The organism is Deltaproteobacteria bacterium (assembly GCA_020845775.1).
Taxonomy (GTDB): domain Bacteria; phylum Bdellovibrionota_C; class UBA2361; order SZUA-149; family JADLFC01; genus JADLFC01.
Genome location: JADLFC010000128.1, coordinates 1 through 12,732 on the forward strand (window position 1 = coordinate 1; position 12,732 = coordinate 12,732).

The window sequence follows — 12,732 nt, forward strand, 5'->3', positions numbered from 1 at the left end:
ATAGCGATTTCTGGAAATTTCAATATGTCCCAAAAATTGGGTGCAAAAGGGGTGCATAATTTCACGAACCCCGCTAAGTATATTATTTGCCCTCTTTCAAGAATGCTTTAATTCGCTTGGGTGCTTTTTGGGTAAGGCCAGGAGAAGAAGACGTTTCAAGTTATCCAAATAGAACATTAGCCCCAGCATCTTGCTCAAGAAAATAGCAGGAGGTAATTATACTCGATGACCCAGTCTAATACGATGATCAATGCAAGAATGGAGTGCTCCGCAAAGACTCTTAAGGAGCTAGGGCTGGAAAAGGAGCCGGTGGGATATGGTAGTCTTGAAGTTGATCCTTTCTTCTGCTGGTACGCTCACTTATTCTACCTAAATCGAAAGAAAAACCTGCTTTTCGTCAATAGCCTTACAAGGTATCCGGTTTTAGCAGTCGAAATTTCAAGAAAGGAGATCCATTACCTCAATGCGGTGCTTGGTGAAAGCTTAAAACCGCAACTACATGATGAGGGCGTTTCAGATTATGTCATATCAAGGTTCTTAGAGCATCTCTATAAGCCAGAAATTTCAAAGTCAAAGAATCGCTCAATTATCGGTACAGCCGTAGATTATGAACGTCTTATTCGTGCGCATCTTGAATACTCGCCAGCGTATCATCAAGGAGGAACACCGACTCAGATGAGTTTGCGACTTGCAAGAACTCCAATTTTAGCAATGCGACCACATCCATTCCCAGATCAGGTATTCAGTGCTGAGCTTCTACGCCGCTATGGAGAGACCGGGCATTTCCGGTTTGACCGAGTAGCGACAAAGTCGAGCCCACCAGATTGAGTGAAAGGCGACTCGATGGTATTTGTTGTTTATTGGCAAGTGCTTACGCACTTGCTGTTTATACCATTTACAAAAATCCTTTTTGTAAATGGTATAAATGAAAATCTTTTGCTTTTTTGAGCTGTTACGAGCAGTGGTTTTGACTAAGTTAAAGTATCCCATGGGCTCAGAGGGTTATGGGTGGGGTGCTGTGATTTGGGGTGTTGAGCCAGTAACGCGACGCACCAGAAGCCAAAAAGAAAGGGCAATGCATAAGGAGCTCAAAGCCAAAAGGCTTCGCCGATAAACGCCGGGTCGGGATTTGCATAACGGATTTCATTCCAGTAAGGAAGCATTTGCTCGCAAAGAGCGATTAGTTCATCCAGCGTAAGCTCCACTTCTGCTGAAATTAACTCCGATGGCTCAGGAAGATCCAATAAATCGTCGTCTCGTAAAGTCATTTGTTATTCCAGTCCTGTTTTATTTTCTCAAAAAGCTCACTCGAGGCATAGCGGTTGCATAGCTCTTCGACCTCGCTAAGTGACAACTGTGTTTTGCCAGATCTTAGAAGCCACAACAGGTCATTATAGTCTTTTACATGTCGGTGTGCCTGATAAATTTTGAGAGCGTGTATTTTCATTGTAGCCAAATGGCGAGCGGATACGGCTTTTACTTGAGCTAGACCAATTTGGGCAGCTGTCGCTTGAGACAAAAGTTTTTCGAACGTATTATTGTCAACAAACATCAAGTTTAGAGGCCAAACTCCCAAAATGTCCGATCTAAATCTAGCGAACTTGTCGTCATTTTGGCCTACTTGATACTTAAGTCGCGAAAACAGCTCCAACCACCAATTGCGGTCATCTCGTCGAACGACGAGATCGATATTTCCCGTTTGCCGCGACAAACCGTAGATATTAATGGCATGCCCGCCAATAAGCAAAAACTCCTTGTCCTTTGCCTCGGCATAAAATGAAATCGTTCGCAAGATCTCCATAAGGCATTAATTAGCATTTTGCTATGTTGGAGGTAAAGCGTTGATGCCATATGCGGGGCCTAAAACAAGAAAAAACCTCCCGAACCGCCAAAGTCTCTGCCGTAAAAAGCAAGCGAATCATCAAAGCCGGCGACAAAGCCCTTTCTTCTCTTTTTTGGATTAACTTTTCAAAGTCCTATGCCGCTACTTGTATCAGTAACGCGACGCACCAGAAGCCAAAAAGAAAGGGCTGTGCATAAGCAGCTCAAAGCGAAAAGGCTTCGCCGATAAAACTAGGCAATACCTCGGATCGATGCCACCGTTTGATCTCGGGTGGTAATGAACTTTTGATAGCGCTTAACAGTGCCGTAGATCTCATCCCTAGAGTCCTCAAACTGCGCCTGTTTAATCCAGAGGCATTTATCTTTAGCGCAAACCAACATCTTCCCTCTATCCTTTTTATATACTCTCCCCGCTTCGCCAAAATAGTTTTGCGAAAGCAATTCTGAAGAATACAAATTGACTCGTCTGTTGCAGTAATAAGTAAAGGCGCCTGGATAAGGTGTAGTCAATGCTCTGATACGATTATGAATCTCCTCTGCCGTTAACATATCCCATATTATCAAGCCGTCATCTGAAAACCTAAGAGGATAATAAGAGGCCTCCTCTTCGCACTGTTTCTTAAACACTATTTTATTGCTTCTTATTTGCTCCATCACTTCAAGCAGCATCTCGGGAAATGCTGCATTCGCTGTATCATGCAAATCCTTAATACTGTCATTGGGGCCAATTGGGAACGAGCGCTGCAAAACCACATCGCCTGTGTCTATGCCACCATCCACCTTAATAATTGATAGCCCAAACGAACTTTCGCCATTAATCAGTGCCCAATTAAGAGGAGAAGAACCTCTGTATTGAGGTAATCTACCACCATGAAGATTTAGACAGTATAGACTTGGGACAGATATAAGCTTTTCTCTAAATATCTTTCCATAACCTGCCAAGACAAACAAATCAGGACTAAGTGCGGATAGCTCCTCAATAAAAGCTGGATTATTATTGTCCTCGGGGCATAAAACCGGTATGCCCACTTCCAAAGCATAACTCGTAACTGCCTCGCTCTTATCGTCGCAACTTCCGGGCATTCCGATTACTAGAATAACAGATGCAGAGTTTTCAAGTAATGCCTTTAGGCAGGTTAGCCCACGAGTGCCCTTTCCAAAAAAAACTATCTTCATAGCCCAGCTCTCTCATAATTCATCTAGCCACTGAATAACCTCGTTTCTTTCAGTGTCCAGATACTGCTGAAATTCGTTAAGCCTTTTTGAATCGACTACCATAACATATACTCTGCCCTGCGAGTTTCTAACCAGCGCGGTTTTAAAGCCCTCGTCCTTGAGTCTACCGTTTACTGAAGGCGTTGCGTAATATCCCCATTCCTTAGCGCAAAAATCATAATGTCGCTCATCAGGGTTAATGAATGTAATTTGCTCATTCTCTGCAAGAAAAATTTCACCACAATCCGATATTTCTACCTGCTGCTTAAGACCGACTCTATATTTTCGAGGAGGCTGCTTCTCTATAACTTTCATCGCCAGTGCCAATCCTCAATCAAGAAATCCCTAAGTATCCAGGTTCCCCTTTCTCTATGCCATATATCGGTGTTTCGAAATTTTTCGGCAATCTCCCAGAAGTGCTGCTCGCTAATCCTTAAAAACTCACACAGGCGCTCTATGTCGTCGTATGGCACCTGCTCTCCAGTTTTCCGCACAATCTCAACTGCCTGCTCTCTGCTAATGTTTCCATTTCGGATTTCGAGCGACAGGTTGTCAAACAGTCGGGTAAAACCATATTTTAGCCATTTAAAATAATGATGCACTGATATTAAGTCACAATCAATATCAGCAAAGTTGTAATAACCGACCTTTGGCCCCTCGTCTCGTACCTTAAAACCATGCTTCAATGCTATCTCAAGACTTTCTTGGGGACTCCAGTTAAAATAGTATCCAATAAATATTGACTGTAACCCAACACGGCTAAACTCTTCTTCTGTGGGAAGCTTGTAAATCTCAAGGTCCTTTGAGTCTAGATCTGTATCAATCCAGTCTTCGATCATAGTACCTTGGAGAATTCCATGTGAGATAAGAAATGTCCTATCTAGTGAATTGCTACACCGCTGCTCCTGCGAACCACCATACTCCATGTACGGGCTCTCGCCCCAAACAACTAGTGGCACATTTAAGGCGACAGCAAATCGAAGAGGAATAATGTAGAGGCCGAAGTGCATTGGCACACCTACGCTACCTTTGTTTAATAACGCCTTGTAAGTGAATTCTCTTTCGACATCGGGGTTTACCGAATAATCTATGTGATCCACCCCAAGGCTAATTAAGTTTTCGAGATTTTTCTGTCCGATCTCCGTTCGGCTAGGCGTTTTCCACGTAATTGCTAAGACATGAAGATCATGCTCAAGGCATTTAACGACCTGATATGTGCTATCCTTTCCACCACTAACCGGTACTATGCAGTCAAAGGGTCTATTTAGTAGCTTGACTTGCTGTAGTAGATTCGAAAACTGCCTCGCTCTTGTGTCCCAATCAAAACTCAATTTCTCATCATGGCCCTTACAAGCATTGCATACGCCATCAGTTTCAATAATTAACCCTGGTCTAGTGTTTGGCAATATACATCTTTTGCAATATTTCATCAGACTGCTCCTATATCAATAGAGCTCAAAAAATAATTTGCTATTAATAAAGTTAAACAAGAATTTACTATAGCTATTGGGCAGAGCGTTGTCTTTAAGAAGATTTTCGATACGAGATTTCGAGACTAGGCGGTAAATAGGGCTATCGTCCAGCAGCCAATGCCTAAAGTCCGCCGATCCCAGATCAAAGACGGATTCAACGGATGCGTTAAAGCCTTTCTTTTGCCTGTCGAGCCTAACCTTATCATTAAGCAGTCCATTCATGGCCTCACGCAATAGGTATTTCCCATAGCCATGCTCAATCAAATGCACTGTTGGAATAGAGTAAGCAAAGTTGAATAGCTCCGTATCGAGAAATGGACTTCGGTTTTCCAAGGAATAATACATAGAATTCAAATCATCCTCATGTAGTATCACTGGCACGACCTCCTCAAACAGCTCATTAAGCATGCTGTTTCGAAGCAGCGAATCACAGAAATTGTTTTCGGTAAATTCTTCAAAAAATGGCTCTATAAGAAACTCTGAAAAAACGTCTCTATTGAGATAATGATGCTCTCTTACGGTAGGGTCTTCTACGTAAAGGAGTGGGTTCTTCAAATATGGATTTCTAACTATAGGCGCTAAATATCGCTGCCAGTCAGCTAATGCGGTTTTAAATCTCCAGTCCCGCCTAATTTCGTATAAGTGGAGACTAAAATGATCATAGTACCCAGTAAAAAGCTCATCCGCTGCTGTGCCGGAAATGACAACCTTATAGCCGCATTTCGAAATTTCACGCGACAGAAAAGAGTGAATATAGTACGAAATCGTAGAAATTGGACTATCGTGATACTTAATTAGGGCCCGTAGATTATCTATTGATGTTTCTTTTTCTAGATGAATAAGAGTATTTCTACAGCCTACATCCCTAACGGTTGTTTCTATGTTGTCTAATTCGTTATACCTCTCATCTGGATCGACGATAGAGAAGGAATGAACATTTGTATTGAAGCATTTTTTCGCAATCGATACCAATGCACCTGAGTCGACTCCGCCACTTAGACAAAATGCTATGGGAACGTCGGATCGCAATCGAAGCCTGAGGCTGTTGATTAGCTTATCCCTAATACCGCTTACTGCTTCCTCTCGTGACATCTCGCGCGGCCTAACGGATGGCGCCCAATACCTCTTGCTGGAAATCTCGGAACTAGACGTCACAACTATGTTCGTGGCATAAGGAACTTCCTTAACTGTGCAAAAAAAAGTTTCATTGCCCTTATATAGTGACTTGTATCCATTAACTAAATAGCGAAAAACCTGATTGTTATTTATAGCAAAAGTTTTATTGGCTAAGGATCTGAGAAATTTTATTTCTGAGCCAAAAAAAAATCCATCCTTGTCTTCAACGTAATATAGTGGCTTTTCAGCAAACCTATCTCGGGAGATAAATAGGCAGTGCCTATTGCGATCGTATACGGCGAATGCCCACATTCCCTCAAAATAGTTGACACATTCTTCTCCGAACTCTGCATATGTCGCTAACAACACTTCCGTATCTGATTGAGTAATGAACTCGTGCCCAAGGGTGACTAACCGAGCTCGCAGTTCCAGGTAATTATAAATTTCGCCGTTAAAAATTACAGTAAGCGCATCTCGCGTAAATGGCTGATTTGAGCGGGCCTCTAAGTCTATTATACTCAGGCGTGAGTGCAGTAGATATACTCTAGTGTCATTGTCTTGAATGTCTAGATAGGCCTGATTGTCTGGGCCTCGGTTCTGCATTAGCGCTAGAGTTTGCTCTATGTCTTTCTTTGCAAGCTCGCGTTTACCGATAAATCCAGCTATGCCACACATATGCACCAGATTGCTTTTATGCAATATCCTCGAGAATGATTCTCGTTCCCTTCCCAATGTCACGATTTAGGCGCTTGCCTATTAGTAAATGCTCCTGGCCCGGAGAAAGACCGTCTCGTGGGCGCACCCAGCTTAAGTCGGTCTCCGCAATGATGTCGTCCTTAGCGAGGTCTCTTGCGGCAACGATTGATCGCCTAACTTTATTCTTGTTCTCTAGCTCGCATTCTTGCAAAACCTTGCCCAGATGGCCAAGCATGATCTCGACATTCCTCACTTCTTCTACTAGTGCTTGTAAGTCTTTCGGGTCAGCCGACAGTTGATGATCGCGAAACGAGGAGTAATTCTTATCTATTGTGAAGTGCTTCTCAATAACTCGTGCTCCTAAGGCCACCGCACTAATAGCTGCTCGATTTCCCAGGCTGTGATCGGAGTATCCAACAACATCATGTATCTCTAGCAATTTGGGTATAGCGAGCAAATTTACCTGCTCAGCGGGAGTGGGGTAACTGCATACGCAATGTAGTATCGCTAATCCAGGATTAGCTGTGCCACATTGCTGCCATTTGGAAAGTATGAAGTTCTTTGTGACTTTTATCTCGTTAATGTCACTAAGACCGGTAGAAATGATAATTGGCTTTCCTGTTTGACAAATCTTTTCTATTAACGGGTAAAAATCATTGTCCCCAGAAGCTATTTTAAAGGCTGGAACCAACTCATTTAAGAAATCAACGCTACTCCTGCAAAATGGCGTTGAGAGGAACATGACCCCTAACTGCTTGGCCTTGTCGCTAAGGCTGGCAAACTGCTCGGGCGAAAGCTGAAACTTCGATAGCTGTTTTATTCTAGCGGAATCCTTAACTGAAACTAGTTTATCAGGAACGATTGTCTGAAACTTTACGGCATCTGCTCCGGCCTCGGCAGCCTTTGCGATGAGCTCTTCAGCTAGTGCATAGTCGCCTTCGTGACTATTGCCAATTTCAGCAATGATCAGTACTTTTTTGCAAAGGTCGAAATTAGCTATTTTCACTCGAGATCAATCCTAAAGGGATTTGTACCATTGTATATACTTTTTAAAGCCCGCCTCAATCGGAAACTGAGGGCTGTATCCCAGCAACCGTTTTGCCTTCTCCACTGATAGAGTTCCCCTATCTGGCATCAGGCGGTCTCGCTCTTTGTAGTGGATGTTGAGCTGTGGAAAATATTCCTGCACGACAAGTGCTAGTTCCGACATCGAACGAGATTCACCGTATGTTAGATTAAAGGTTTGGTTGTGAGAGTTGTCGTTCTCGATTACCAAACGAAGGCCCTGCGTCAGATCATCAATATAGGTAAAATCCAAGCGATCTGACCCATCCCCATTTACGGTAATATCGATATTATTTAGGGCGTTTTCAACAAAAATTTGTCCAACTCGCCTGCTCACGCAGCGTTCGCCATACAGGGCCGATGGCCTTACGATAGTATAGTTAAGACTAAACACCTGGTTATAGGCAATAACTATTTTCTCGCCAGCGTACTTGAGCGCACCGTAAATGCCAAGAGGACTACAAACAGTATCCTCCGTAACTTCGCCGGAAATGAAATTTCCGTACACCATGCTCGAGGAGAAAAAAATAAAATGGTTGGTTCTACTCCTAGCTAAATCCAGTGAATTTTCAAGGGTGCGCAAGCTGTGATCGAATGTATTATATGGATCCTTATTGGAGCGATCGGCATGGGCTACTGCTGCTAATAGGATTATTACGTCTGGCTCGATTTTGTCTATTAAGTGACATAGTTGATGATACTCTCTAGCATCTTGGACGATAACTGGAATGTCATATTCTTCCAGGAGGGTTAACCTAGCTCTAAGTAGATTTCTATAAAAGGACTTGTTGGCAATTTCGTTTTCGGCTGACGAAAAAGAAAGAATATTGTTTACCCCTAAACTGTCTATTATATATGGCTGATGACCATGTTCTTTTAGATGTATTGCCAGGTTGTGACCAATGAAACCAGCTCCACCGATAAGAGCTATACTCTTTGCCTTAGCCATTTTTTCAAACCCTTATAATAATGTCCTTTACCGCATTAGCTAGGTTAACAATGTCCTCTTCGCTTAAATGAGGCCCAACTGGAAGTGCAACTGATGAATTGCTAATCCAACTTGCAACGGGAAAACTACTGTCGATTGAATAACCGTACTTCTCACTATAATATGTTAGATGAGGTACTGGGTGTGGGTAGTATACACTAGAGCCAAAACCTCTTGCCTTCAGTCCTTCAATTATGTCGACTCGTTTTGGAGTGAGCCTATCGTTAAGCATGGCAGAGAGGCAATAATGACTACTTACAAAGTCCCCATGCGAGGATTGAAGCAATGTTAGTTCATCGATATCCTTCAGGCAGGATTCTAACAAGTTGTAGTTGCGTTCGCGGACTGCAAGTATGTCTGGCAATCGTTTTAGTTGTTCTATGCCTAAGGCGGCCGCAACCTCGTTCATGCGATAGTTGTAACCAAGCATGGTCACATCGTAGACTCCAGGAACTGCTCGTTCGCCCACTACCCTATCTACTCCAAAAGCTCTTGTATATCGAACGGTAGCGGCTAGCTTATCATCCTTAGTAATTAACATCCCGCCTTCTGCCGTGGTCATGTGCTTAACAGGATAAAATGAAAAGCAGCCAACATCACCTAGAAGGCCAGCATGTACTCCTTTAACATATGTTCCGGTAGCGAGGGCGCAGTCTTCTACTACAAGCAAGTGATACTTTGCTGCAATACTGCAAACGCGCGTCATATCCACAGGCATTCCCAAGAAATGCACGACTGATATGGCTTTAGTCCTATTGGTTATTGCGGCTTCAATCTGGTCTATATCTATATTGCCAGTCTTTCGCTCTGCATCTACAAATACCGGTTTTGCGCCACAGAATTCAACGGCATGTGCTGTAGCAGTATGTGTCTGTGCTGGGACAATTACTTCGTCTCCAGGCTTTAAGCTTGAATAGAAGTAAGTCAAATGCAAGGCTGCGGTGCAAGATGCTACGGAAAGCGAATAGGGCGCCTTAGTGAATAGACTGAAGCTCTCCTCAAATTGCTTGGTTTTTGGACCATGAACGAGAATGCCGCTTCTTAAAACCTCGGTCACTGCGTCTATCTCTTGCTGGCCAATCACTGGCTTGCCAAAGGGTATATTATCCATTTAGTCACCTTATGCTATATTTGTCGAACTACAACGCTATTACCTTCCTTAACTGCTTGCTCAATCGCAAAACATACTGCCATAGCTTGGAACGCATCTTCTGATGTAACTAAGGGCTTTTTCCCCTCATGCAATATAGATTCAATGAAGCTAAAAACTAGTTCGCCTTTTTTTACTCCCGGATAGGCAGTGTCGAGTTGCCTAGGAGATTCGTCCGGATTCCTGGACGTGTAAAAGAGTGCGTGTTTCAAACCATTTACGTAAGTTGCCTTAGTCCCATAAACGTTTAATGTATGAAAATGTGGATATACACAACCGTAATTTGAGCCGACTTTCCCAATTGCTCCAGAGCTGAATTTTAGTAAGGCTATAACAGTATCATTATAGCGATATTGCGTGCCCGCAGAGTGAATTTTATTTCCAAGCGCAGAAACTTCTATCACCTTGTCTCCCGTGAGCCAAAGCATTAGGTCCACCAGATGCAGTCCGCCTCCATAGACAACGGAATAAAACGGAATTTGCCCCCTCCATTCATTGGTAATCTTATGCAGTCGCCCATAGTTGTAGTCTCCCTCTATGTAGGAGATTTGTCCTAATTCCGTATCGCCAATCATCTTCTTTAGCTCAATGAATCTTGGACAACAGCGCAATATTAGGTTAGAAGAAAATCGAAGGTGTGGATTGCTTGTTAGCGATTTTTTAATTGCTCGCGCTTCTATCTCTGAAAGACAAAAGGGCTTCTCCACGAACACATGTTTGCCATTTTCAATGGCAGTGACTGTGTGCTCCATGTGATAGTTGTCAAATGATGCAATTGAAATGACATGAATGTTAGGATCGGTTAAAATGATATTCGCCTGATCGACGCATAAAATATCAGGGTATTTTTCATGTGCTAGCTGTTGCTTTTCGGCCGAGAAATCACAAATAGCCACCACCTCGCATGCAGGATGAGCACGATAGGCCTCCAAATGAGCCTCGCCAACTCCTAAACCTATCACTCCCACTCGTAGCATAAAAAATAACTTTGTATACTTATCGGCTATAGCTCAGCCTAGCTATTAAACTGCTCCTGAGTTACAAAATTTACTGTCTTATGATTAGCAACATCTACTATGAGCCGACCAATATTCTTTTGTCCCTGATAAGCCGAAAAAGGTCGCTGGCCTTTAGCAAACTTATATCCATCATGCTGCCTTTTTAGCCAGTACTCTTCATTATCCAATAAGCCATTAATCTCTGCATTCAATTGCTCATAATCTTGGACGAAGCTACAGTAATTACTCATGATGGTGCAGCCGATAAGATGCGCTCCACGTGGATACATGTGCATAGCGACACATGGACGTCCCGCTGCGCAAGCATCGAGCAATACGCTGGAGTCGGACATGCTTGATACTATTATGTCAGTTGCTGTCATAACGGAGTCTTTCCGATCTGAAATCACTACCAAGTTATTGTAATTAAGTTCTTCTCCAACTGATAATATCGCATTCACATCCTCTATCGCTGTTCGTCCGGGATTTTGCCTAACAATTATTATTGTTGGTTTACCCATTTCTTCACGTGCCTTGGCTACGCTAATAATATTCTCGAGAGTTTCAACAAACTGGAAGGCTAAACAGGAACTAGTCAAGTATAATCCCTCCATAAAAGGACAAGTATATAAAATTATGCTGGCCTTTGGATCGAGTTGCAGAAGCTCTTTCGCCGCTGCTCTTTTCAGTTTATCTTTAGAAACATCTAGAACGTCGTCGGACTCTATTGATGTAAATGGCGTTCCAGTCACATATTTTTTAGTCCCTGATACTGGAAACTGATTGAGTATTTGCAAGCCAAAGTTGTCGGCTAGCGCTACCACATCGCAAACTTCAGGCAATAATATTTCGTTAGTAATCCATGAGCCGTGTTGTAGATGTATGCTTGGAATGCCGTAAACTTTAGATAGAGCCGCTACTGCCTGATATTTGTCTAAGTACGAAGGAGAAAGCACGGAGCAGCGTATGTCGAACTGCTCCAATAGCTTTTTGAATCCGTTGATATAAGTATAATATAGTCTAAGCCCAACCTGAATGCCGCGTGCAATGACATTTTCGGAATCAGTATCCAAATATTGACTATATGGTAAGTCACCTAGATTAGAAAACAGAAAGGAAGATAACTCGTAGCAGCGTTTTTCACTCTCCAAGTTGCCAGCCGCTGTGCATGCCTGCATATCAACGACTTCATCGAGAAAAATAAGCCTGCCATTACATTGTTTCTTGAGATCTGTATCGTTGTTATTACATATTACGTAGCAATCCGACTGACCAATGATTTCTGTTATCACGCTCTTAATGCGATCAAATAACCCAAAGAATACGATAGCTCGAGTTTTCATAAATGTAGCATGATGTAGTTTGAGTTGACTATGATTTTAGTTACGCATTGCCGATTTCTTTGCTATGATCTTAGAATAAACCTCTCCCAGTGCAAGGCGTATTGAAAAATAAAGCATTGAGTAAAGGTTATTTGATGTTTCGGTAATTGACATTTTCGGACAGGGTTTTGGTCTCCACCAGTTATGAACCCATGACCATAGGAGTAGATCTAAGGCATAAAGCTCTTCGAAAGTTCCGATTTTGCTAGAATTTCGTAGATGACTCGCCACTAGTCTAGGTCTTGTAACGCATGGGTGGAAGCACTTGTCGCACGGTATAATATCAAATCTAAATAAGCTACCTTTGATAGAATAACGAAATTCATTTAGGCAACTCTTGCATCGAATAGATAAAATGACATGTATGATGTTATCCTTATTGATGGAATATGCTCTGAGAATATTTGCCTCGAGCTGACTGCTTCTGGACATTTGTAGAACTAAATCTTTCTCATTGCTCTCAACTAATTCATTCGCCCAGCTACTCGACTCAGGATTAACAACTACAAGAGCTCTTAATACTTCCTTAGCGTGTGCTGTCTGTTTGTTGGATATTAACGAAAGCGCAAAAATAGTTAACAGCGGCGCGCTATAGTTAGTTGCGTGCTTGCAAAGTTCAGCAGCTATGTGCTGCGAAAGTTCATAGTTGCCTTCTTTATATATTATTCCACAGGCGTCTATATAACTTTCTATGGTCTTAACGCTTTTAGCATGGGATAGGGCGAGCTGAGATGCTAGGTTGTAATCCAGAGCGGAAAGTGCTTTAGCAATAGAGTCTTGTAATAGTGTCATGAATTTTAGATGCTCA

The 12,732-nt window shown here is 42.6% G+C and carries 13 protein-coding genes; 1 reads left to right on the plus strand and 12 read right to left on the minus strand.

Going from position 1 to position 12,732, the window contains the following annotated elements; all coding sequences use genetic code 11:
• Nucleotides 1–258 precede the first annotated feature (258 nt).
• Nucleotides 259–828, plus strand: coding sequence for a hypothetical protein (locus IT291_08565; GenBank protein MCC6221275.1), 570 nt, complete (start codon nucleotides 259–261; stop codon nucleotides 826–828).
• Nucleotides 829–1,088: 260 nt separating this feature from the next.
• On the opposite strand, the gene IT291_08570 is transcribed toward IT291_08565, so the two are convergent.
• From IT291_08570 to IT291_08625, 12 genes are all read right to left on the minus strand, one after another.
• The gene (locus IT291_08570) at nucleotides 1,089–1,268 is read right to left on the minus strand and encodes a hypothetical protein (protein ID MCC6221276.1); all 180 of its coding nucleotides are present in this window, start codon (nucleotides 1,266–1,268) and stop codon (nucleotides 1,089–1,091) included.
• Nucleotides 1,265–1,792, minus strand: a complete 528-nt coding sequence (locus tag IT291_08575; protein MCC6221277.1) for a nucleotidyl transferase AbiEii/AbiGii toxin family protein — start codon at nucleotides 1,790–1,792, stop codon at nucleotides 1,265–1,267. Before IT291_08575 ends, IT291_08570 begins: the two co-directional genes overlap by 4 nt.
• A 281-nt stretch (nucleotides 1,793–2,073) precedes the next feature.
• The gene (locus IT291_08580) at nucleotides 2,074–3,018 is read right to left on the minus strand and encodes a methionyl-tRNA formyltransferase (protein MCC6221278.1); all 945 of its coding nucleotides are present in this window, start codon (nucleotides 3,016–3,018) and stop codon (nucleotides 2,074–2,076) included.
• A gap of 12 nt (nucleotides 3,019–3,030) precedes the next feature.
• Nucleotides 3,031–3,372 carry a hypothetical protein gene (locus IT291_08585; protein ID MCC6221279.1) on the minus strand — a complete coding sequence of 114 codons (342 nt, stop codon included), beginning with the start codon at nucleotides 3,370–3,372 and terminating at the stop codon, nucleotides 3,031–3,033.
• Nucleotides 3,369–4,487: an N-acetyl sugar amidotransferase gene (locus IT291_08590; protein ID MCC6221280.1), complete on the minus strand. Its 1,119-nt coding sequence runs from the start codon at nucleotides 4,485–4,487 to the stop codon at nucleotides 3,369–3,371. The genes IT291_08585 and IT291_08590 overlap by 4 nt, the downstream gene beginning before the upstream one ends.
• A gap of 15 nt (nucleotides 4,488–4,502) precedes the next feature.
• Nucleotides 4,503–6,320 carry an asparagine synthase (glutamine-hydrolyzing) gene (gene asnB / locus IT291_08595; GenBank protein ID MCC6221281.1) on the minus strand — a complete coding sequence of 606 codons (1,818 nt, stop codon included), beginning with the start codon at nucleotides 6,318–6,320 and terminating at the stop codon, nucleotides 4,503–4,505.
• Nucleotides 6,321–6,336: 16 nt separating this feature from the next.
• Nucleotides 6,337–7,347: an N-acetylneuraminate synthase family protein gene (locus IT291_08600; protein ID MCC6221282.1), complete on the minus strand. Its 1,011-nt coding sequence runs from the start codon at nucleotides 7,345–7,347 to the stop codon at nucleotides 6,337–6,339.
• 12 nt (nucleotides 7,348–7,359) lie between these two features.
• Complete coding sequence (locus IT291_08605; protein MCC6221283.1) at nucleotides 7,360–8,355, minus strand: NAD(P)-dependent oxidoreductase; 996 nt, start codon at nucleotides 8,353–8,355, stop codon at nucleotides 7,360–7,362.
• Nucleotides 8,356–8,359: 4 nt separating this feature from the next.
• On the minus strand, nucleotides 8,360–9,505 hold the full coding sequence (locus IT291_08610) for a DegT/DnrJ/EryC1/StrS aminotransferase family protein (protein ID MCC6221284.1): 1,146 nt from the start codon (nucleotides 9,503–9,505) through the stop codon (nucleotides 8,360–8,362).
• A gap of 14 nt (nucleotides 9,506–9,519) precedes the next feature.
• A complete protein-coding gene (locus tag IT291_08615) occupies nucleotides 9,520–10,521 on the minus strand; it encodes a Gfo/Idh/MocA family oxidoreductase (protein ID MCC6221285.1) in 1,002 nt (333 codons plus the stop codon).
• A gap of 38 nt (nucleotides 10,522–10,559) precedes the next feature.
• The gene (locus IT291_08620; protein ID MCC6221286.1) at nucleotides 10,560–11,885 is read right to left on the minus strand and encodes a hypothetical protein; all 1,326 of its coding nucleotides are present in this window, start codon (nucleotides 11,883–11,885) and stop codon (nucleotides 10,560–10,562) included.
• 36 nt (nucleotides 11,886–11,921) lie between these two features.
• Complete coding sequence (locus IT291_08625; protein MCC6221287.1) at nucleotides 11,922–12,716, minus strand: hypothetical protein; 795 nt, start codon at nucleotides 12,714–12,716, stop codon at nucleotides 11,922–11,924.
• Nucleotides 12,717–12,732 lie beyond the last annotated feature (16 nt).